This window comes from Pseudoalteromonas sp. SG44-8, from assembly GCF_014164125.1.
In the GTDB taxonomy this organism is placed as follows: domain Bacteria; phylum Pseudomonadota; class Gammaproteobacteria; order Enterobacterales; family Alteromonadaceae; genus Pseudoalteromonas; species Pseudoalteromonas rhizosphaerae.
Window position 1 is genome coordinate 136,869 of the sequence record NZ_JACJEQ010000009.1, and the last position, 21,519, is coordinate 158,387.

Below are 21,519 nucleotides of genomic sequence, written 5' to 3' on the forward strand. Positions count from 1 at the left end.
TGCTCACCCAATCGTTACGAGAGAATACCTAGGCTAGGTTAAAGTATTGATTTAATAGGTAGCAACCTATTGCATTACTATGATGTAACAGTTAGTTATCCGGTTTTTTATCTGCATTGTGATTATATGGTTGGCACAATATCTGAATTTCGTGATGCCCATCATATAATTTAAATAACTCATTGCCCCCAGTTTTGTTAAAAAATTGAGATAGGGTTATTTTGTCCTGCTCATACTCCATTAGTAACCAAAAGCCGTAAAAACCTTTAAACCAAAAATAATAGAATATCGCTGCGAAAAAAAATACTAGATAGGCTGCTTTACCTACTTTCTTTTTATATTTTAAACAACTAAGGAACAACCAAATACAACTCAACATTGCTAAAATTAAGAATGCTGAAAAAGGAGTAATAACTACTTCAATGTTGTCCCAGCGAGAGCTTAGACAAGAAGCATGTCGGTCTGAAACTATTGTGTAAATTAAAGTGATTTTGAAAAGGAAGTACAATAATACAGTTGTAAAAACTGCATATAAAATACCACTTTCTTTGTCCTCACTGTTATTCAACTTGTAGCCTTAGAAAATATTTTGGTGTTTTTAAAAAGAAAAGTCAGAACGATTTTTGAATTTGGTTTAAGAGCTGACTTATGTGTTCTATTTGATATTACATTACACAACTTAGCGGAAGGGATCTAGAGTTTAGTTTTCTGGCCGCACTGCGTGCGTTTAACTTTGTTCCAGACAAAGTTTGGTCGAACCCTAGTCGAGGGTTCTCACCCGCCTTCATTGGTGTAAAGGTTACGGACATAAAACAATAGGCTTTTCATTCTGAAATTTGTGTCAAACGTGGGGATGGGCTTGCTTACGTCCATGTAACTAATCGCTTCGCGACGCTTGCAGCGGCCTAAAATGTTCCTGACATTTTATCGAACCCTGGTCGAGGGTTCTCACCCGCCTTCTGCCATTTTTAACAACAAAAAAAGCCCCACAATAAATTGCGGGGCTTTTTTCGTTATTAAATGGCGGAGAAGGAGGGATTCGAACCCTCGATAGAGCTACAAACCCTATACTCCCTTAGCAGGGGAGCGCCTTCGGCCACTCGGCCACCTCTCCGGCGCATAAATTGTCATTTTGATAATCGAGTGAACCACCAAAACGTAATAATGGTGGAGAGATAGGGATTTGAACCCTAGAGGGGCTATAAACCCCTGCCGGTTTTCAAGACCGGTGCATTCGACCACTCTGCCATCTCTCCGTTGGGAAAGAATAATACGCAGGTGATTGGGGTGTGTAAATAGGAAAAAGATCGTTTGCTGTTTTTTTGTTCTAAAAAAGAGGTTTTTTTATAAAAAAGGAGTTTTTAGGGAGTTTAAAGAAGGGGTTGCAGCAAACGAGGGAGCTAAATAAGTAGTTTCATTTAGTGGTTGGGTGTTTGCTGCACCGCTAAAGTAATCATGGTTGGGTGATTACTTGTATTGAACTGCGCCGCCAAGAGCTAGCTTTTTGCCGAAACGGTTAAGTCTGGCAAGCATTTTTGCTTTGCGGTTGGTCGGTTTTACTGCAACATGGGTAGCTACATTTTCGTTTAATGTATTTACTGGGTTCATTACTTTGCTCCGGGTTATGTCTGTTTTGACAACACGGCTATTCTGAGCTTTTTTTGCACAAAAATAAAACGATAAAAATTAGGGTGGTCGGATAGAAATAACTAATCCGAATTGTTTTTATTAAGGTATGATTCAGATAGTAAGTACTGAGTATTATGCATGGTTATGAAATTTAAAGTCGCCTAAATCACTTGTTTAAAAGCAATATTACACTGCCGCTGATATTTTAATGCATTAGATAATAAATAAAGTGACTAATTATTCAGATTAATTTATTTTTTGAAAATGTCTATTTCCCTACTTTTGAATAGGCTGGTATCCAGATGCTAATAATTATTAAACCAAGTACGCAAAAAAAACATAAAAAAAATTGCACTTGGTTATTAGAGCAGTGTCAAAAACGTCAAATTAGTTACACTGTTTTTTACACCACAGGACATTTTACCAATGATTGCCAAAAAATAACGGTTTTGGCTCAGTCACAAAAGCGCGTTGTTGTGCTCGGTGGTGATGGCAGCCTGCATTTGGCTGTAAACGCATTGATGGGATTGAGTTGCTCGTTGGCGTTATTGCCTCAGGGGACGGGTAATGATTTTGCACGCGGCTTTGGCTGTTCAAACTCAGCTTGGCGTAATGCTATTTTTAGTGAGCATCAAGTAAAAATCGATATTGGCCAAATAAATAGCCGTTACTTTATTAATATTGCGGGGGTTGGCTTTGATGCGCATGTAGTACAGGCATTGCAAACCAAGCCTGCATTATCCGCTTTAAGTTATAGTTTAGCTGGCTTTAAGTGTTTATTCGTTTATCAGCCTTCTCGCTTGGCTGGGAGTTTTGCAGGGCAGCAATGCGAATATGGTAATTTGATTACTGTATTTGCAAATCATCATTATTTTGGTGGGGGGTTGATGATAGCGCCAAAAGCACAATTGAATAGTGGCTATTTAGAGTGCTATCGCGTGCCTACGCGTGGTTTGTTAGGTAACCTCTACAGTTTTGTGCGCTTATTGCTACGTAAGCACCACGGTATGAAAGAGCTCAACTACCAGCGCTTAGAAATTGCTTATATAAATACGCCTGATTTACCAATCGAAGCAGATGGTGAGTTGGTAGGCGTTACCCCAGCGGTGGTGACTATTCATCCGCTCGCGTTGCGTTTTTGTATGCCGCAATGTTAAATGACGAGTAATATGTTAGTAATAAAAAAGCGCCTAACAAGTAGGCGCTTTTGGCGTTAGTTGCGTATATACGCATTCTAACTGGGGATGGAGCGTTTATTAGCAAATGATGCTTTATTAGACTCAATAAACGCTTTAATTCTTTTTGTTGGAGTCAGTACAATAGCATTACCAAGCAGTACTAAACTAAAGCCGATAAACGTATTGGCTTGCCAACTAAAACCTTCAAATAATGTACTTAAAGTCACTGCAACTAATGGAAATAACACAATCACATAGCTGGCACGTTCTGGGCCGATATTTTTTAGTAGTGCAAAGTAACATGCAAATGCAATAACCGTCCCAAACACCGATAAATAAACTAATGAATACCAGTAGCTTGCTGGGGCCGACAGGCTAAAATCGGCACCGCTGATGATTACATATACAAATAAACCAATAGCGCTGTATAACATGCCCCATGCATTGCCCTGCATGACGCCAATACGTTGTTGAGAGTTACGTACGCTGATCATATTCCCTAATGAAGCCACAAAGGTGCCAGCTAAGGCAAGTAGCAAACCGACCAACGCCCCATTACTCAAGTCGAACTGCTGTAATTGTGGCCAAAACAGACTGATGATGCCCAATACCCCTATCAATGCACCCGTATAAATACGTTTAGCGATGGGTTTACCAAAAAATAATCGGGTATTTACAATGTTCATTAATAACAACATTGAAAAGGCGATTGATGCCATGGCTGACGTTAAATAATGTTGTGCCCAGTAAAGTACTAAGTAATTAAGGCCAAAGTTACACAGTGCTAGTAATACGAAAAAGCCATGATCGCGACGACTATAATTCATCGGTAATTTTTTAATATTCACCCATACCCACATTAGAATTGCAGCCAAACTAAAGCGATAAAATAGTGAAACTTCAACGGCGATATCGCCAAGTTGAAATTCGATTGCGAGCCAGGTAGAGCCCCAAATTAAAACGGTTAGTGCATAAAGCACGATACTTTTCATGGCCTTGGTCCATTATGTCGATTAAGTGTTTATTTTAAGATACTTCTGTATACTTAACATACACAGAAAACTATAAATGCAACATATACAGATTGTACGGCTTTAAGGTGTCTACTATGTCGCTGGTGATCAGCAAAACCAACCATGACTTTTTATATCAGCAAGTAATGCAGCTGGTGCGTGAGCTGAGTGAGCAGGGGACACTATTACCAGGCGAAAAACTCCCCTCATTACGTAAAATGGCCACTAAGCTGAATGTCAGTATTCCGACGGTGAAATTGGCTTACCAATCACTTGAGGCACAAGGTTTGGTTGAAGCACGAGAAAAGTCAGGCTATTTTTTAAAAACGGCACATACCCAGTTAGCGCGGCCAAAGCGGGTTAAACTCAATCGTGAGCCAGTTTCGGTCAACATGCAGGTATTAATTGAGCAAGTGTATGATGCAATTCATCAAGCCGATGTCGTACCGTTTGGCATTGCTAATCCTGTTGCTGCCGCTCCAACTGATAAAATGCTAAGTCGTACGATGCGCCGGGTTATGTCGATTGCCGGCAGTCGCGCCATAAATTATGGTGCGATGGATGGTTTTGCACCATTGAAAAAGCAGTTAATCCATCGTTATTTAGATTTTGGCATTGGTGTTGACTCGCAAGAACTTGTGATCACCAACGGTGCTCAAGAAGCACTGGCGATCGCGCTAAAATGTGTCACTAAAGTAGGTGATGTGGTGGCGATCGAGTCACCTTGTTATTTTGGTATCATTGAATTGATCGAAAGCCTGGGCCTCAAGGCGCTCGAGATCCCGCTGTGTCCTGATGATGGGATCTGGCTTGATGATCTGAGCCAGGCTTTACATGATCACGATATTAAAGCCTGTGTGTTCTCTACTTCGATCAATAATCCTGTGGGTAGTTTTATGCCTGATCATAAGCGTAAACAATTAGTAGAGTTATTGGAATCTCAAGATGTGGTGCTAATTGAAGATGATGTGTATGGTGATTTACATTTTACCCCGCAGCGCGGTACACCCGCTCAGGCTTACTCAACAAAAGGGTTGGTATTAACCTGTGCATCGTTTTCTAAAACTGCGGCGCCGAGTTATCGTGTTGGCTGGTTGATTGCCGGAAAGTTTGCTGCCAAAGCGCGTCGCTATAAGCGTGCATTGAGTTGTTCTACTTCATTGATCAATCAATGGACGTTATATGAATTTATAGTTAGTGGTGATTATGATCGTAATATAAAACTACTGCGACAGCGTCTACGTTCTAATAAAGAACGAATGATCTGGTGTTTACAACAGGCCTTTCCGAGTACCGCTAGGATCAGCGATCCGCAAGGCGGATGTGTGATCTGGATTGATTTAGGTGCGGCTTACGATAGTGTAAAACTATTTCAACTGGCATTAGAAAGTGGCATTAGCATTACTCCTGGCTATATTTTTTCAGCCACTAATAAATATCGCAGTTGTATTCGATTAAGTTATGGTTTGCCATGGGGTGAAAAAATTGAACAAGCTATTATAAAGCTAGGTGAGTTAGTGCATTTAGCGAAGAAATAGCATGGCATAAAAAAGCAGCACCTTTAAAAAAGAGTGCTGCTAAAGGGATATCAAACTTTTAGCGTTTAGAACCTGAGTTCAAGTTAGTTATTTTGTTTATAACTAAATAATTGGTAGTCTTTCAATTCTGGAACTAGTTTAACTAATTGTTGCTCTTGATCAGCAATGGTTGAAAAATTACCGCACAGTGCATCAGCGCGTTTTTCAAGTTGGTTAGCTTGTTGCTCAACTTTGGCTTCAATTTCAGCTCCCATATTTTCCATGCGTTGTTCAAAGGCTTGCATATCGCCACCAGAGCCCATTAGTTCTGAACCTACAGCCATTAAAATACTACCCATCGATTGCATCATCGCAGCTTGTACAGCGCTTTCTATTTGCTCATCAAATTGGCTTTCAAAGTTTTCGCCAAATTGGCTAAAGCTTTGTTGGCCCATTACAAAAGCGCCTTGTTGGTAAAAGGTGTTTTGTACTTCTACCTGAATATCAGCCATTAATTCATTAATGCTATCTAGGCCATCGATATTAAAGGCATTGGCGACTTCTTCAATGGCGACCCCGGCAATTTTAACGCCTTCAAGAGCAATGTTCGCGACTTCTGGTAATTGGCTACGCAGACTGTCTGAATAATTACTGATAGCTTGGTGTTGTTGACTGTTGAGTGTCAAAGTTTGGCCATCAATCATTAACTCGCCACTATTTATAAAAGTCATAGTGTGGTTATCAGCTGTAAAAATTTCTAATTCATTTGGCTTAATACGCACATCATTTTTAAATTCAACGTCACATGTGTCGCCGCTAAAAGAAATATTCGTCTCATTGTCATTGTGTGCCATTGCCCCTGTGGCAATGAATAAAGAACTTATTAATAGTAATTTTTTCATTTTTATTTCCTGCTAATTTGTTGATTATGACCAGTACGCATTTAACGTATTTAATACATATCAAGTTTAGTGCCAACAATTATTAGTAAATAAAAACAAAGGGTTAATTGTTTTTTACTATTTTTAAATTGTATTAGGAGGTTATAAAAAAGCCATTTTTTAGTCATTTTGACTAATTTACATTGATACATAAAATATACTTATCGTTTCGATAAAAAACTCTCACTTTCCAGAACTCAAATTTAGCGCTATTTATTCACAATATCGACATAACACTATTTTAGAATCGCGTTATGGCTTTATTTTGGTGCTTTTTCATACGGTGAAATAGTGCTGAACATTTTTAATTTACCAATGATAGTGATAAAAATCCTTAATTGGTCTCAAACACTTTATGGAGTGGGTTGTGGGTAAGACATTTAGTTACGATGCGCTAGATGACGATTTTGTTGAAGACGAGTACGAAATGGTCGGGCGTAATCAACACGACAAGAATAAGCAAAAGGTTAAGAAAAAGTTGGAAGACTACCTTGAGCAAAAACGCTTGCGTAAAAACTTGGGCGATGATGACTTAGATGAGTATTTAAACGACTAAGAGATAATTTAAATAAAGAGGCAATTTGCCTCTTTATTGCTTTTAGAGTTTAGATATTACTGCTTTTAAGGGCTTTGATAATAGCACCTTCGATTTGCTGCGGTTTGGTAAATGGTGCAAAGCGTTTAATTGCCTCGCCGTCACGGCCAACTAAAAACTTAGTAAAATTCCATTTTATTTTGCGGGTTAAAAATCCAGGTAATGCTGATTTTAAATGCCTGAATACAGGGTGGGCGTTTTCGCCATTAACATCAATTTTACTCATCATCACAAAATCAACACCGTAGTTAATCAAACAACCTTGCGCTATTTCTTTTGCGCCGCCAGGCTCTTGTTTGCCGAATTGATTGCACGGAAAACCAATAATTACTAACCCTTGATCAGCGTATTTTGCATGTAATTGTTGTAAACCTTCGTACTGTGGAGTGAAGCCACATTTACTGGCAGTGTTGACAATTAACACAACTTTGCCTGCGAAATCTGAAAAATCAATGCTTTGGCCTTGCAAATTGCTGGCTGAAAGTTGATAGAAGTCGTTCATGTTGCTCTCTAGTTATTGTTGTTTGTTAAATTCTATCCTGAGTTGTGATAGACATACAGCTTAAATTATCATCACATTGCATATACCATTTTATTTTAACTTGCATGATTAAAGCTTTTGAGTAAATGTTCAATCAATAATCGCACTCTGTATGGCATTAAATCTTTACGTGGATACACTAACCAAGAGGCATTGTCTGTTACCTGAAACTCATCAAGTAAGGTAATTAGTTGCCCGTTTTCAATATACTTATCAACAATATCAGTGGCTAAATGGGCAATGCCTAAGCCTGCTAATGTCGCAGATAATAGTGCGCGCGGATGGTTACTGCGCCAGTTGCCGGCAACTTTTACCTCTTTAATATCGCCGGCAAAATTAAATCGCCAACGTTTCCCCATGGCAATTAAGCAATTATGAGCGGTTAATTGTTGAGGCGTAGTTGGGGTTGGGTGATGTGCTAAATATTCTGGACTGGCAACGAGAGTCATGATTCGCGGGCTAAGTGGTCGTGCAATTAAGTTAGAGTCTTGCATGCGGCCAAAACGGATCGCTAAATCAAAACCTTCTTCAACTAAGTCGACATTACGATTGTTGAAGTCCATATCTACTTCAACCTCAGGGTAGCGTTTTACAAACTCAACAATTTTAGGTGCTACATGACATGCAACAAATTCACCAGCACCAGAAATTCTAATGACCCCTTTGGGTTTACGTTGCTCACCTTGCAGTTGATTATTAGCATCAATTAGCTCTTGTTTAATTGCTTTGAGCTTTACGGCATATTCGCGGCCGGCATCGGTGAGGCTTATTTTTCGGGTGGTACGTTGAAATAGCAATGAGCCTAAGCGGTTTTCAAGTTGCTGTACTTGGCGGCTGATATGGGAAGTTGATACTTCCATGACTTTGGCTGCTTTGGTAAAGCTGCCATGTTCAACCACATGTAAAAATTCATCAAGGCCATGCCACATAATTTAGTTCTCAAATATTAAGTAATTATAGTTTATACCATCTATTGTTGCAGCTGTGCAAAAGTGATTCTCTGAGCTTAGTCTTTAAATTAATGCTTAAATCCCTACAATTAGGTGGTCAGCAAATTTTAGCTCACACTAAATAATGAGCACCTCAAAGCAATGGAGCAAGCATGTTAAATTTCAGTTTTGCAAACCCAACCAAGATTCATTTTGGCGAACAGCAAATTGCCTTAATCAAAAATGAGATCCCGGCAGACGCAAAGGTACTTGTTACTTATGGCGGTGGCAGTATTAAAAGTAATGGTATTTATGATCAGGTGGCTGCGGCGTTAAGCGAACACACTTGGTTTGAATTTGCCGGTATTGAACCTAACCCAAGTTACCAAACATGTATGAAAGCCGTTGCTTTGGTTAAAGAAAAGCAAGTTGATTATATTCTTGCTGTAGGCGGTGGTTCGGTAATTGATGGTAGTAAATTTATTGCCGCAGCAGCTAATTATGACGGCGAGCCATGGGATATTCTAGCTAAAGGCGGTGAGGTAAAATCAGCAATAGCATTAGGTGTTGTATTGACTTTGCCAGCAACGGGTTCTGAATCAAATTCTTTTAGTGTGGTTTCAAACCTTGATAGCCACGATAAACTGCCTTTTGCGAGTCCATTAGTACAGCCACAATTTGCAGTACTCGACCCTGCGGTGACTTACTCATTACCAAAACGTCAAGTGGCAAACGGTATTGTTGATGCGTTTGTACATACCATGGAACAATACTTGACCTATGACGTAGGTGCAAAACTTCAAGATCGTTTCGCTGAAGGTATTTTAATGACCTTACTTGAAGAAGGACCGAAAGCGTTCAGTGAGCCAGATAATTACCAAGTACGCGCTAACATTATGTGGTCAGCAACCATGGCATTGAATGGTTTAATTGGTGCTGGTGTGCCACAAGATTGGTCAACGCATATGTTAGGCCATGAGATGACAGCGGTTTATGGTCTTGATCACGCACAAACCTTGGCAATTGTACTACCGCGCATGATGGCGGAGCAAAAAGACACTAAGCGCGGTAAAATCTTACAATACGCAGAGCGTGTTTTAGGCCTTGATATTAGCGATGAAGATACGGCTATTGAGCAAGCGATTGCAGCAACAGAAGCGTTTTTTCATAGTGTTAATATGCCAACGCGTTTAAGTGATTATAACTTAGGTGAAGAAGTCGCAGACAAAATTGTTGCGCAACTAGATCGCCATGGGATGACGGCACTCGGTGAGCGAGAGCAAGTCACGCTTGATAAGAGTCGTGCAATTTTATTAGCCAGCGTTTAAGGCTACTTTTAGCGCATTACAAATGCGCTAATTTAAGATCAAAAATAAACCCATACCAACCAGTGTTGTGTAGTAAATGTTATGCGTTTTATATGCGACAATAATAGCTGCTATTGCCGCACTGAGGTATGGGTTTTGCCAATCTAAATTTATCCCCTCGTCTGTTACAAACACAATAGGTACCCAAATCGCGGTAAGTACCGCCGGTGCGCTAAAACTTAAAAACTGCTGCATTTTCGGGCCAACTTTAAATGGTAGGTCACGATGTAAAAATAAGTAACGGGTAAAAAAGGTAATACATGCCATAAGTAAAATAGTTGTTATCATCAATTATGCTCCAATTTACCTTGGATACGGCTAATAAGGTAACCGATAGTCATCGCCGATAGTGCCGCAGCTACTAACCATAATTCAAACCCCTGGCTTTTTAAAACGGTAGCCACAACACCAGCGCTTACAACCGTTGCCAATGTAGCTAGATTTTTAATACCAGGAATTACTAATGCAATAAAAGTTGCAGCAATAGCAAAGTCTAAGCCTAAATTAGTGAGATCAGGTAGCAGACTGCCCGCTACGATGCCAATTAATGTCCACAAGTTCCAAGTAATATAAAAGCTAAAGCCGGCACTGAGCGCGTAGATCAAGCGAGTTTTAGTTCGATAAGCTTTGCGATGATGGGAAAACGCAAACAGCTCATCAGTGAGTACAAAGCTTACCGGTAAGCGCCAGCGTAGCGACTGATCAATCACTTTATGACGCACCGCTAAGCCGTATAAAAAGTGCCGTGAGCTAATTATGAAGGTGGTGAATAAAATAGTTAATAAAGGCGTATTGCCAGCCATTAGCTCTATAGCGACTAGTTGGGCGGAACCGGCAAACACTAATAATGACATGGCTTGGGTTTCAAATGCGCTAAAGCCATTTTGAATTGCCAGTGAACCACATAAAATCCCCCAAGGGATCACTGCTAAACACAGTGGTAGCATATCTAAAAAGCCTTTTAGGAGTGCGCGTTTGGTGCTAAGTGTCATTAATATTATTCATTACGGTAATTAATGCCCTTAGTCTGCCATAGATCAATTAACCCTGAACAGCAAAGATGCTAAATTAACAAAAGTTTGAAATAATAAGCTTTTACGCAAAAGAGGTTAAGCATGCATAAAATTAAAGTATGGGATGGGTTTATTCGCAGTTTCCATTGGTTGTTAGTTATTGCAATTGCGGCGCTGTATTTTAGTGCTGAAGAAGGCATGATGGAATTACACTTTGTGGCTGGCTTTTTCACCTTAGCGCTACTAGTAACACGTCTTATTTGGGGCTTGATTGGTAGCAAAACAGCTAAGTTAAGTGCATTGTTTCATTCACCTAGCGCAGCACTAAAATCATTTAAACAAACAGATAATAAACCAGGCCATGGCGCAGCGGGCAGCTACATGGTGTTGGCATTTTTTATTTTATTACTGGCGCAGTTAGTAAGCGGCTTAATGACCACCGATGACATTTTGACAGATGGCCCATTAGTGCAGTATGTATCAAGTAATGTAGTTGAATGGGCCGGCTGGGTGCATCATAAGAACTTTGATTTATTGTTGTACGCGATTATTCTCCATATTGTGGCAATTGTAATTTATCGCATGAAAGGTAAAAATTTAGTCAAAGCAATGGTTACGGGCTATGCCGCTGAAAAAAATAATGATAGTAATGAAGAGCTAACAAAATCACCGTGGACTGCGATAATTATTCTTGTCGTTGTATTTGCGGCATTACTGATGACATGGGGCGCAGAGCCTGTGGCTTACTTGTTTAGTTAAACTGTTTAACAGATCAAAAACGGCGCTAATTTAGCGCCGTTTTAGTTTTAAGATGATCGCATTAAAGATTAGTCTTTAAATGATGTGTGGCAATCTTTACAGCCTTTAGCCCATGGGCCAAATGCTTTAGCAATTACTTTTTTATCGCCTGTTTGCGCGGCAACGGCTAGTTCGTCAGCATATTGTTGAAATGCTGCTGCTTTTTTCATAAAGGTTTCGTTATCGCTCCAAATAGCAGGTAATGCAGATGTGTCACCTTTATCACTGCCTGCAACGAATGCTTCCCATGGCATTTTTGATAATGCAGCAGCATTATTTGCACGATGCTTAAACTGTTCTGCGTCAAAAGGTACTTTGCCTTTTAGCATGTCACCCATATCACCAATTTGGACACGGATCATTGAAAATGCCGCTTGGCGGTACTCAATGGCGTCACTAGGCTCTTCAAATACAGAGTTTGCTGTTGCACCAAATGTTAGTGCACAAAGTGTTGCACCTAAAAATAATTGCTTTAACTTCATTCCTTTTGCCCCTTATATGTAATTCATTGCTTGTACAGTTGCTGTTGTATATCAGCAAGTCAGATTATTCAAGTATATTGCGGTTAAACTGAACTGTTATTGAATTATAAAACTAAGATTGTATCTTAATTATTGATATCAATATCAGCAAAGATCATTCCTCTGCGCATACTACGAGTAGCTAAAAACACCTCACCCAGTAAAGACATAAATGCACAAATAAGTAGTGCCATTGCGCCAACAAAACAACTGCCGATGGAAACACCTAAATTAACTGATTGAATATGAGACAAAAATAACAGCATGACCACGGCGCAAACAAGTACCGCACTTAATACACTTAAACTAAAGGCAATATGGATACAGCGAGAGCGTTTCAGCAGTGCTCGTAGCTCGGTTGTTAGCGATGAATTAAATTCTTCATCGGTACTTACCTTTAATTTTCGTTCAAGTTGACGAGCACGGTCGGTAATTCGAGCTAAGCGATTAGATAAAACCCCCAGCGTAGCAGCAATACCAGTAATTAAAAAAACTGGCGCAACGGCTGTTTGGATTACTTTTGCCATTGTTAGAATATTTATAACATCAGAGTTCATTGCTTTCCTTTTAGGTACATTGGTAGATTTTAATTATTCCGTTTACAAAGATTTACATTTATTTTTTTGATTGTTTTTTTATTTAAAACAGTCACTTAGTGTTAATTTGTTAATTTTCACATTGCTTTTTGTAATTTACATGTAATCGAATTGTTGTCATTTTGGGTGTTGAAGTTCTATATTAGTCTCGCACTTAATTTATGATCATCAATAAGTACAATAATACATAACATATCCCAGGGGAAATCATGTCTAAGAATCTAATAAAAAGAACGGCGGTTGCAACCGCTGTAACAAGCATCTTAGTTGCAGGTGCTGTAAATGCAAATACTATAAATAACAGCGCACTTAAGAATACTAGCTACACACCAGTATCACAGACCGATATTGTTAATAAAAATCAACCTTCAGCATACCTTGTTGTTTTAAAGGCAAAAACAGCAGCTGATATGATGGAGCAAGGCGCCTATAATGTTTCTGATGCTCGTCAAAGTTATGACCAAGTAGCAACGTTACAAAGCCAAGTTCAAGATAAGTTATTTACTCTTGATAGTAATGTAAAAGTACTTGGTTCTACTAAAATTTTGGCACCGACGTTAATTGTTCAAGCAAGTCAAGGTGCGCTAGATCGAATTGCAAAAGACTCACGCGTAGAGCGTGTTTTACCTATGTTTGATTACGACCTTCATGTTGCAGCAACCGCTGACTACATCAAAGCGTCGCCATTAGTAGTAAATGGTACAGTTACAGGTGCAACGCAAACTGTTGCAGTATTAGATACGGGTATTGATTATACTCACAAAATTTTTGGTGGTGAAGGAACCGTTGAAGCTTATGAGGCAGCTCAAGCAGATCCTACCACAGTAAATTGGCCACAAGGCCAAGTTATGGGTGGTTATGACTTCATACGTAATGATGCTGATCCAATTGAAAATGATCCAGCCGCTCCTACAGAAGAAGATGCACCAACAAGCCATGGTACATCTGTATCTCACTCAGTAACAGGTATTGCACCAGCGGTGGAGCTATACGTGTATTCAGTGTGTGGCGGCGGTTGTCCAAGTGCAGCACAGGTTTCGGCATTAGAAGCCGCTATGGATCCAAATGGTGATGGTGATTCAGAAGATCGTGTTGATGTAATCAATATGTCTTTAGGTGGAGAGTTTGGTGACACATACATCGGTGGCGGTGCGCAGTTCTTAATTCAAAAAGCGGTTGAGGCTGGTGTAAACGTTGTTATTTCTGCTGGTAATGATGGCGATAACCCATTCCGTATTGGTGGCCCTTCTACAACTCCTAACGCATTATCTGTTGGCGCGATGACGCATCCTACAAATGATGTTGGCGTTGCAACAGGCACAATTGAAGGCGCAGAGACCACAATTCAGCCGTCAGGTTTTGGTCCACAAACTGCGTTTGTAATGACAGATGCCGATGCTGAAGTTGTTTACCCTGAAGAAAACCAAAATGGCTGCGAGGCATTCTCTGCTGAAACTGACTTTACTGGTAAAGCGGTAATTATTGACCGTGGTGCATGTAATTTCACGGCAAAAGTATTAAATGCTCAAGACCGTGGTGCTAAGTTTGTATTTATAGCAAACAATACTGATGATGGCACGCCTGCTCCAATGGGTGGCTTTGATGCTGCAGTAACAATTCCTAATGTTGGCATTAACTTTGCTGCAGGTGCAGCAATGAAAGCTGCTTTAGCGGCCGGTGAAATGCCAACATATACCATAACGATTGAGCGTAAAGTGACTGCGGGTGCAGTTGCATCATTCTCATCTCGTGGTCCATCAATGGATGGTTTATTAAAACCTGAAATTACAGCGCCAGGTACTGATATTATGGTAGCGGCAACTGGTACACAAGATCAGCTAGCTCCAGCAACAGGTACTTCGTTCTCAGGTCCGATTACTGCCGGTGCTGTTGCATTAGTTCGTGAAGCGCATCCAGAGCGTAATGCGTTTGAAATAAAAGCGACAATCATGAATGCGGCTGATTTAAACGTAACCGTAGATCCTATTAGTATTAACCCAGATTCACCACTTGCACCAATTAGTTTAATCGGTGCAGGCTTAGTGGATGTTGAAAAGGCGGTTAATTTACCTGTCGCAGCATGGGTTGAAGATGATGAGTATGAAACTAAACAGGCTGCGTTATCATTCGGTTTAGAACGCATGACAGAAACAACCAGCTTTACAAAAACAGTGACGCTGAAAAACTTCTCTGATGCAGACAAAACATATGACCTTCGTATTGAAGAGCGTTATATGAATGATGTGGATACAGGTGCTGTTAGCTTTGATATTCCACGTAGTGTAACTGTTGCGGCAAATACGGTAACAACATTCGAAGTAACCATGACAGTTGATCCATCTAAACTTCATGAGTGGACATTAGAAAACCCATTTAGCCAAGATGATCTAGCTGCTCGTAGTCCGTCACTGACAATGGCTGAATTTGATGGCGCATTGGTATTTGATGATACTTCAACAGCCGATACGGATCACGACTTACACATTGTTTATCATGCATTACCTAAGGCCGGTGCTGAGTTAGAATTCTCTTTTGAAGATATCGATGGTTCTACGCAGTTAGTTGTTGAGAACGTTGGTGCGCTGGCTGTAGAGCCAACATCTGAGCAGGTCGTTGCATCTAGCCCTGAAAATGCTGAGATAGATTTTGACATTCTTAGCACTACATTTGCTGCTTATGCATCTGAAACATGTGATTCTGGAGTGTTTATTACCTCTTCAATTCAATTACGAGATGAAATTACCCATATGCGTCAAGTCGGTGTTCGTATGAATCTCGATATTGATAATGACGGTGTTTATGATCACTTTATGATGAATCTTAATGATGTTGGCCGTGATGCTGCAATACCTGGACGCAGCCGTACATTAATTGGTGAAATCGATGCGGCGGGTGAGGATGTATGGCAATGGGGTACACCTATGTATCATGCTGCTGGCGAAGATACAGTGACCTTCTCTGGATGTAGTAATCTGTTAGGATTAGATGCAAACATGCTGGGAGGAACAATTAATATTGCAGCTTCAGTTGGTTACCCAAGTTATCAGGCTGGTGTATTCTTCGAAACAGATAGTGCAGCTGGTTCTACTGTGTTTACAGCGAACCCTGCAGTAACAATGTATGCGACTGATAGCGTAGATAATGCAATCACTAAACTAGAGCCAGGTCAAAAAGCTGTTGTTAAATCTAGCGGTGCGTTTGCTCTTACATCACCTGCAGGAACGAAAGTTTATTTATCTGCGCCACGAGATATTCCTGGTGCACCTAAAGTACCTAACTTAGTAATTGAAGATTTTGCAATCGACGAAACAATGCTTACTGGTTTAACCATTGGCACAATCAAACTCGATGCTGAGGCAGCACTTGATATTGCTTATTTTGAAACTTTGAGTATGTCTGCTCCGGGTCTTATTGTTGATGCTGATACTGGTGATATCATTGTTGATAACACTGATTTAATTGACTCAGAAGCTGGTCTTAAAGAAATTACAATCACAGTAAAAGCTGTTGACGTTATTGGTACTGAGTCTGCACCAGTAACATTTACAGTAACAATCAATAACGTAGCTGATGAACTTCCGGTTGTTGCTGAAGGTCAAAAATTCAACGTGATTGAATCTGCAGCTGAAGGTACTGTTATTGGTAAACTAGCAGCGGAGCTTTTCGAAAGTTCAGCAACGATGATTGTTTCAGGCAGTGTTAAAGGTTCTGACGTAATTGCAATTAATGAAATGGGTGAATTAGTCGTTACTGGTAGCCTAAATCATTATGCAATGCCAACACTTGAGTTAGAAGTTACGCTAACTGATGATAGCGGTTTAGAGTCTGCACCTGTTACTGTAATGCTTAACGTGGAAATTGATCCTAATTCACATGCACCGATGATTGAGATGAATCAACGTTTCAGAATTGATGAAAATGTTGCTTTAGGAACAACTATTGGTACTCTTGCATTCTCTGACCCTGATTCTGATGTGTCACCAGTTGAACGCTTTATTGTATCAGGTAGCCATTTAGTTTCAGTAAATCCAGATGGAACAATTGTTACTGCTGGCGAAATTGATTACGAATTTGACCGTGAAATCGTATTCAGTGTTCAAGCTGAAGATAGCAAAGGTTATGTGTCTAAAGCCGTGAGTGTTGTTGTTGGTGTTAACAATCTACGTGCGAACGATGATGACGACAATGACAACTCTGGTTCTCTAGCATGGTTAACGCTGCTTGTAGCACCGTTTGCATTTATGCGTCGCCGTAAACAAAAGTAGTAATATAGCCTCTAAAGGCATATAGCTTTAGTTAAAATACCGCCATTGGGCGGTATTTTTTTTGTTTTAAATTTATTGTGATTACCTAAAACGGTTACACTTTTTGTTTCAATGTTGTTTTTTTGTTTCTTGCTGGTGTAGTATTCGGGACTTAATGTTTCTTTTTGGGGACATTTAATAACAATAATCTCATCAGAGGAATTTATGTCTAACAAGTTAATAACAAAAACAGCCTTATCAATTGCAGTATCATCAGCGCTAATGGCGGCATCGGTAAATGCACAAACAGTGCAAACAGCACACAGTATTACCGCTCTCAATAATTTCTCTACAGCTACATTTAATGAAACCGAAGTTAAAGAACAGTTACCATCAGCTCATATGATTGTGCTAAGAGCGACAACCGCCGCCGATCTAATGGCGCAAGGTATTTATCAAATAGGTGACAGCCGTGCAACCATTGCACAAATTGAGCAAGTGCAAAGTGAAGTGACAATTGAACTAAGTAGTCTAGATTTTGGTACAAAAGTAATCGGCCAAACTAAAGTGCTGGCGCCTACTTTGATTGTACAAGCAAGCCCTGAGGCGTTAGAAAAAATTGCCCGTGACTACCGAGTTGAGAAAGTGCTGCCAATGTATGATTATGAATTACATGTCGCCGCATCTGCAGATTATTTAAAAGCTTCACCATTGGTTGCAAATGGGGTTGTAACAGGTAAAGGTCAAACGGTAGCGGTACTGGATACAGGTGTTGACTACACGCACAACGTTTTTGGTGGTGCGGGTACCGTAGAGGCGTATGACGCAGCTCAAGCTGATCCTACTTCTGTAGCTTGGCCGCAAGGCATCGTACATGGTGGCTACGACTTTATTCGTGACGATGCTGATCCAATTGAACATGATCCTGTAGTCGTGATCCCCGATGTTGATGAACCGACCAGTCATGGTACGTCTGTTTCTCACTCTGTTACTGGAATTGCTCCTGAAGTAGAGTTATATGTGTACTCAGTGTGTGGTGGTGGTTGTCCAAGTGCAGCACAAGCATCAGCATTAGAAGCGGCAATGGATCCTAATGGTGATGGCGATATCTCTGACCGCGTAGATGTTATTAATATGTCTTTAGGTGGCGAGTTTGGTGGCACTGAAACTGACGGAGGTACTCAATACTTAATTCAAAAAGCGGTTGATTTAGGTGTAAATGTTGTTATCTCAGCAGGCAATGATGGCGATCATCCTTTTCGTATTGGGGGACCAAGTACCACGCCAAACGCACTTGCAGTTGGTGCGATGACGCATCCAACATTAGATATTGGGATTGCTTCAGGTACCGTACTTGGAGAAGAGGTTGTTTTTCAAGTTTCAGGTTTTGGTCCGCAAACCGCATTTGCTATGGCAGATACCGATGCTGAACTTGTTTACCCAACCGCAAATCAAAATGGCTGTGAAGTATTTTCAGAAGACACCGATTTTAATAATAAAGCGGTGCTTATAGATCGTGGTGTATGTAATTTCACGAAAAAAGTACTGCATGCACAGCAGCGCGGCGCATCGTTTGTATTTATTGCAAATAACGAAGATGACGGTACTCCTGCTTCAATGGGTGGATTTGATGCCACGGTTACTATCCCAAATATTGGCATTACTTATGCTGCCGGGGCAGCGATAAAAGCGGAGCTTAAAGCATCAGGCAAAGCTGCATATAGCTTAGTTGTTGAGCGTAAAGTAACATCAGGTGCTGTGGCAACCTTTTCATCGCGCGGTCCATCAATGGATGGTTTATTAAAACCTGAAATCACAGCGCCAGGTACAAGCATTATGGTTGCAGCAACTGGTACGCAAGATCAACTAGCTCCAGCCTCAGGTACATCCTTTTCAGGACCGATTACTGCCGGTGCGGTTGCGTTAGTACGCGCAGCACACCCACAGCGTAATGCCTTTGAAATTAAAGCAACATTAATGAATACGGCAGATCTAAATGTGACTAATGAGCCGCTTAGCACAAATCCAGATTCTGAATTAGCACCAATTAGTATGATTGGTGCTGGTTTAGTTAACGTTGAAAAAGCGGTTAATCTGCCTGTTGTAGCATGGGTTGATAATACCGAGTTTAAAACTAAACAAGCGGCATTATCGTTTGGCTTAGAAAACTTTACTGGCGTTAGGTCAATCAGCAAAACAGTCACCGTGAAAAATTTCTCGACACAAGAAAAAACCTACAAATTACGGACTGAAGCACGTTACGCAAATGATAAAAACAGTGGCGCAATCAGTTGGGATATTCCAGCCAGCGTAACAATTCCCGCAGGTCAAACTACAGAGTTTGATGTAACGCTAACTGTTGATCCCAGTAAATTGCATCAGTGGAAACTGGAAAACCCATTTGATGCCGAATCGGTAGCTGCACGAAGCGCCGCATTAACGCTCGCAGAGTTTGACGGCGCCTTAGTGTTTGACGATGTGGATGACACTGATTCAGATTATGCGCTACATGTTGTTTACCATGCGCTACCAAAAGCGGCTAGTGAATTAAGTATTGCTCCTGAAGTGGTTGGTAATGAGATGCAACTTATCGTTGAGAATACTGGGGCAACAACAGTTTCAACAATGACAGAAAATATTGTTGCAACTGGTAAAGTTAAGTCAGCAGCAGAGGCACCGTTCAATATTCTTGCAACTACATTCAATGCAATAGCAGCTGAAGGATGTGAATCTGGTGTATTAGTTACAGCATCGATTCAGTTACGTGATGAGATCACTCATGTATTCCAAGCAGGTTATCGTTTAGATATAGACACCAACAACGATGGTGCCTATGACTTCCTTATGCAGAACTACAATGACCGAGGTCGTAAAACGACTTCGCCAGGGCGTTCACGTACTGTTATTGGTACTATCGATGACGCTGGCGCAGAAACGCTTCGGTTTTTGACACCGTTATATCAATCAGCCGGTGCAGATACTATTACCTTCTCGGTATGTAGCAGCACACTTGGGTTAACACGTGATAATTTAGGTGATCCGTTAAATATTAAGGCATCTGTAGGCTATCCATCTTATGGTGGCGGCGTGTACTTTGAAACAGATAGTCTAGTTGGCGCTACGACCTTTAGTTCTTCAGCGTCAGTGAGTTTAACTGCGGTGGATGGCAGTGATACAGTCGTAAATCAACTTGCGCCAGGTGAAAAAGCGATTGTGAATGCTAGTGCGCCATTTGCTTTTACAGCATCGTCATTACAAGATGTACTGAAACTAGTGACTGCTGAAGACTTAGTGTTACCAAAAACGCAGGCTCCTAAGCTTGCAAATGCATCATTTGATGTTGTTGAAAATGCGGAAAACGGCCATCTCGTTGGCACCTTGAGTGTTGTGGAATCAGATAGAGATTTAGCGATTGCTGAGTTTTATGTGCAATCGCAAACTCATCAAGGCTTTAGTGTTGATAATAAAGGGCAAATTCTTGTATCAAACAGCGAGTTAGTTGATTTTGAAGTTGGTAAGCACATCGCTGAACTAGTCGTTGTTGCCATCGATACTTTGGGAAATACATCAGAGCCAGCTGTTATTACTATTAACATTACCAATGTTGCAGATGAAGCGAGCGAAGTAACCCCAATTATAAATTCTGGCCAAGTATTCTCTGTTGCAGAAAACACCCCAGTAGCTACCGCATTTGCTCAATTAGCTTTCACAGATCCAGATAACAGTTCAATCACTATGTTTACTGTAGCGGGAAGTGATGCAATTACGATTGATAATACGGGGATGCTAACCGTTGCTCAACTACTTAATTTTGAAGAGCAAAGTACTATTACGTTAGAGATAGTCGCAATTGATGAAGATGGTCATCAGTCAGCTGCTGAAATTGTGACGATTAACGTGTTAAATGTCGCTGATGAAGGAGCAGAAGTTGCGCCAATTATCGAAGCTGGGCAAACTTTTAAAGTGCAAGAAAATGCCGTGGTAGGCACTGTGATTGGTCAAATACGTGCTATTGATCCAGATACAGCAGTAACACCAATTGTAAGCTACACAGTTGCAGGTCATAACGGTATTGCAATTGATGAACTTGGCCAAATCACAGTGGCGGGTGACGTTGATTATGATGCAACACCTGAGATAAAGCTGATGGTTAGCGCAACGGATAGTGCTGGTAATCAATCTGCACCAGTTGAAGTAACAATCACTGTAGCGCAAGACGCACTAGAAAACACGCCATTTATTGTTGATAATCAACGCTTTAGTGTTGATGAAAATACAGCGCTTGGCACAGTGATTGGTAAACTTAACTTTAGTGATCCAGATGCTGATGTAAGTCCTGTTACTAAGTTTATTGTGTCAGGCACTGACTTAGTCATTGTTAATGCTGCGGGTGAAATTGTTGTTGCAGGTAGTATTGATTATGAATATGAGCGTAACTTTACATTTAGTGTTATCGCTGTTGATAGTGCGGGTAATAACTCTAAAGCTGTTGCTGTTGAAGTACGAGTAAAGAATATTGTGGGCAAAGATGACGATAATAATGACGGTGACAGCGGTTCACTAGCATGGTTAACATTGCTTATTGCACCATTTGCATTTATGCGCCGCCGTAAATAAAAGTAATTGTTTAGTTAGTC

General features: G+C 40.5%; 17 protein-coding genes and 2 tRNA genes. 7 read left to right on the plus strand and 12 right to left on the minus strand.

Annotated features, from left to right (window positions below):
• Positions 1-91 precede the first annotated feature (91 nt).
• The 4 genes from H5163_RS09880 to H5163_RS09895 form a co-directional block, all read right to left on the minus strand.
• Positions 92-568, minus strand: coding sequence for a hypothetical protein (locus tag H5163_RS09880; RefSeq protein WP_182735030.1), 477 nt, complete (start codon positions 566-568; stop codon positions 92-94).
• A gap of 453 nt (positions 569-1,021) precedes the next feature.
• A tRNA-Ser gene (locus H5163_RS09885) sits at positions 1,022-1,114 on the minus strand.
• Between the two features lie 51 nt (positions 1,115-1,165).
• Positions 1,166-1,256 (minus strand) — tRNA-Ser (locus H5163_RS09890).
• A 211-nt stretch (positions 1,257-1,467) separates the two neighbouring features.
• Positions 1,468-1,608, minus strand: a complete 141-nt coding sequence (locus H5163_RS09895) for a hypothetical protein (protein WP_182735031.1) — start codon at positions 1,606-1,608, stop codon at positions 1,468-1,470.
• 323 nt (positions 1,609-1,931) lie between these two features.
• Between H5163_RS09895 and H5163_RS09900 the strand changes: the two genes are divergently transcribed.
• Positions 1,932-2,786 (plus strand): diacylglycerol kinase family protein, encoded by an 855-nt coding sequence (locus tag H5163_RS09900; RefSeq protein WP_220494565.1) that lies wholly within the window; start codon positions 1,932-1,934, stop codon positions 2,784-2,786.
• A 77-nt stretch (positions 2,787-2,863) separates the two neighbouring features.
• Here the strand turns inward: H5163_RS09900 and H5163_RS09905 are convergent, their stop codons facing one another.
• A complete protein-coding gene (locus H5163_RS09905; RefSeq protein WP_145240025.1) occupies positions 2,864-3,799 on the minus strand; it encodes a DMT family transporter in 936 nt (311 codons plus the stop codon).
• Positions 3,800-3,915: 116 nt separating this feature from the next.
• Between H5163_RS09905 and H5163_RS09910 the strand changes: the two genes are divergently transcribed.
• Complete coding sequence (locus H5163_RS09910; RefSeq protein WP_145240023.1) at positions 3,916-5,358, plus strand: PLP-dependent aminotransferase family protein; 1,443 nt, start codon at positions 3,916-3,918, stop codon at positions 5,356-5,358.
• Between the two features lie 83 nt (positions 5,359-5,441).
• On the opposite strand, the gene H5163_RS09915 is transcribed toward H5163_RS09910, so the two are convergent.
• Positions 5,442-6,239 (minus strand): YggN family protein, encoded by a 798-nt coding sequence (locus tag H5163_RS09915; RefSeq protein ID WP_145240021.1) that lies wholly within the window; start codon positions 6,237-6,239, stop codon positions 5,442-5,444.
• Between the two features lie 406 nt (positions 6,240-6,645).
• On the opposite strand from H5163_RS09915, the gene H5163_RS09920 reads away from it, so the two are divergent.
• Positions 6,646-6,834, plus strand: coding sequence for a PA3496 family putative envelope integrity protein (locus tag H5163_RS09920; RefSeq protein ID WP_145240019.1), 189 nt, complete (start codon positions 6,646-6,648; stop codon positions 6,832-6,834).
• Positions 6,835-6,883: 49 nt separating this feature from the next.
• On the opposite strand, the gene H5163_RS09925 is transcribed toward H5163_RS09920, so the two are convergent.
• Complete coding sequence (locus H5163_RS09925) at positions 6,884-7,375, minus strand: glutathione peroxidase (protein ID WP_145240017.1); 492 nt, start codon at positions 7,373-7,375, stop codon at positions 6,884-6,886.
• Between the two features lie 95 nt (positions 7,376-7,470).
• Positions 7,471-8,343: a LysR family transcriptional regulator gene (locus H5163_RS09930; RefSeq protein WP_182730733.1), complete on the minus strand. Its 873-nt coding sequence runs from the start codon at positions 8,341-8,343 to the stop codon at positions 7,471-7,473.
• A 173-nt stretch (positions 8,344-8,516) separates the two neighbouring features.
• Between H5163_RS09930 and H5163_RS09935 the strand changes: the two genes are divergently transcribed.
• Positions 8,517-9,671, plus strand: coding sequence for an iron-containing alcohol dehydrogenase (locus H5163_RS09935; protein WP_182735032.1), 1,155 nt, complete (start codon positions 8,517-8,519; stop codon positions 9,669-9,671).
• Positions 9,672-9,698: 27 nt separating this feature from the next.
• On the opposite strand, the gene H5163_RS09940 is transcribed toward H5163_RS09935, so the two are convergent.
• Together H5163_RS09940 and H5163_RS09945 are read right to left on the minus strand one after the other, a co-directional pair.
• Positions 9,699-9,998: an AzlD domain-containing protein gene (locus H5163_RS09940; RefSeq protein WP_145240011.1), complete on the minus strand. Its 300-nt coding sequence runs from the start codon at positions 9,996-9,998 to the stop codon at positions 9,699-9,701.
• On the minus strand, positions 9,998-10,702 hold the full coding sequence (locus H5163_RS09945; RefSeq protein ID WP_145240009.1) for an AzlC family ABC transporter permease: 705 nt from the start codon (positions 10,700-10,702) through the stop codon (positions 9,998-10,000). Before H5163_RS09945 ends, H5163_RS09940 begins: the two co-directional genes overlap by 1 nt.
• A 123-nt stretch (positions 10,703-10,825) precedes the next feature.
• On the opposite strand from H5163_RS09945, the gene H5163_RS09950 reads away from it, so the two are divergent.
• Positions 10,826-11,482 carry a cytochrome b/b6 domain-containing protein gene (locus tag H5163_RS09950; RefSeq protein WP_182730734.1) on the plus strand — a complete coding sequence of 219 codons (657 nt, stop codon included), beginning with the start codon at positions 10,826-10,828 and terminating at the stop codon, positions 11,480-11,482.
• Between the two features lie 68 nt (positions 11,483-11,550).
• Here the strand turns inward: H5163_RS09950 and H5163_RS09955 are convergent, their stop codons facing one another.
• Entirely contained in the window at positions 11,551-12,003 is a 453-nt protein-coding gene (locus H5163_RS09955; RefSeq protein ID WP_182730735.1) for a cytochrome c, read from the minus strand.
• Between the two features lie 125 nt (positions 12,004-12,128).
• Positions 12,129-12,599: a DUF2721 domain-containing protein gene (locus H5163_RS09960; RefSeq protein ID WP_145240002.1), complete on the minus strand. Its 471-nt coding sequence runs from the start codon at positions 12,597-12,599 to the stop codon at positions 12,129-12,131.
• A gap of 248 nt (positions 12,600-12,847) precedes the next feature.
• On the opposite strand from H5163_RS09960, the gene H5163_RS09965 reads away from it, so the two are divergent.
• Together H5163_RS09965 and H5163_RS09970 are read left to right on the plus strand one after the other, a co-directional pair.
• The gene (locus H5163_RS09965; RefSeq protein WP_145240000.1) at positions 12,848-16,903 is read left to right on the plus strand and encodes a S8 family serine peptidase; all 4,056 of its coding nucleotides are present in this window, start codon (positions 12,848-12,850) and stop codon (positions 16,901-16,903) included.
• A 204-nt stretch (positions 16,904-17,107) separates the two neighbouring features.
• Positions 17,108-21,499 carry a S8 family serine peptidase gene (locus H5163_RS09970; protein ID WP_182735033.1) on the plus strand — a complete coding sequence of 1,464 codons (4,392 nt, stop codon included), beginning with the start codon at positions 17,108-17,110 and terminating at the stop codon, positions 21,497-21,499.
• The last annotated feature ends 20 nt before the right edge of the window (positions 21,500-21,519 follow it).

Excerpts from the sequence above, each read along its gene's own strand:
- H5163_RS09895 (WP_182735031.1), bottom strand. The coding sequence starts at position 1,608 with ATGAACCCAGTAAATACATTAAACGAAAATGTAGCTACCCATGTTGCA.
- H5163_RS09900 (WP_220494565.1), top strand. The coding sequence starts at position 1,932 with ATGCTAATAATTATTAAACCAAGTACGCAAAAAAAACATAAAAAAAAT.
- H5163_RS09905 (WP_145240025.1), bottom strand. The coding sequence starts at position 3,799 with ATGAAAAGTATCGTGCTTTATGCACTAACCGTTTTAATTTGGGGCTCT.
- H5163_RS09910 (WP_145240023.1), top strand. The coding sequence starts at position 3,916 with ATGTCGCTGGTGATCAGCAAAACCAACCATGACTTTTTATATCAGCAA.
- H5163_RS09915 (WP_145240021.1), bottom strand. The coding sequence starts at position 6,239 with ATGAAAAAATTACTATTAATAAGTTCTTTATTCATTGCCACAGGGGCA.
- H5163_RS09925 (WP_145240017.1), bottom strand. The coding sequence starts at position 7,375 with ATGAACGACTTCTATCAACTTTCAGCCAGCAATTTGCAAGGCCAAAGC.
- H5163_RS09930 (WP_182730733.1), bottom strand. The coding sequence starts at position 8,343 with ATGTGGCATGGCCTTGATGAATTTTTACATGTGGTTGAACATGGCAGC.
- H5163_RS09935 (WP_182735032.1), top strand. The coding sequence starts at position 8,517 with ATGTTAAATTTCAGTTTTGCAAACCCAACCAAGATTCATTTTGGCGAA.
- H5163_RS09940 (WP_145240011.1), bottom strand. The coding sequence starts at position 9,998 with ATGATAACAACTATTTTACTTATGGCATGTATTACCTTTTTTACCCGT.
- H5163_RS09945 (WP_145240009.1), bottom strand. The coding sequence starts at position 10,702 with ATGACACTTAGCACCAAACGCGCACTCCTAAAAGGCTTTTTAGATATG.
- H5163_RS09950 (WP_182730734.1), top strand. The coding sequence starts at position 10,826 with ATGCATAAAATTAAAGTATGGGATGGGTTTATTCGCAGTTTCCATTGG.
- H5163_RS09955 (WP_182730735.1), bottom strand. The coding sequence starts at position 12,003 with ATGAAGTTAAAGCAATTATTTTTAGGTGCAACACTTTGTGCACTAACA.
- H5163_RS09960 (WP_145240002.1), bottom strand. The coding sequence starts at position 12,599 with ATGAACTCTGATGTTATAAATATTCTAACAATGGCAAAAGTAATCCAA.
- H5163_RS09965 (WP_145240000.1), top strand. The coding sequence starts at position 12,848 with ATGTCTAAGAATCTAATAAAAAGAACGGCGGTTGCAACCGCTGTAACA.
- H5163_RS09970 (WP_182735033.1), top strand. The coding sequence starts at position 17,108 with ATGTCTAACAAGTTAATAACAAAAACAGCCTTATCAATTGCAGTATCA.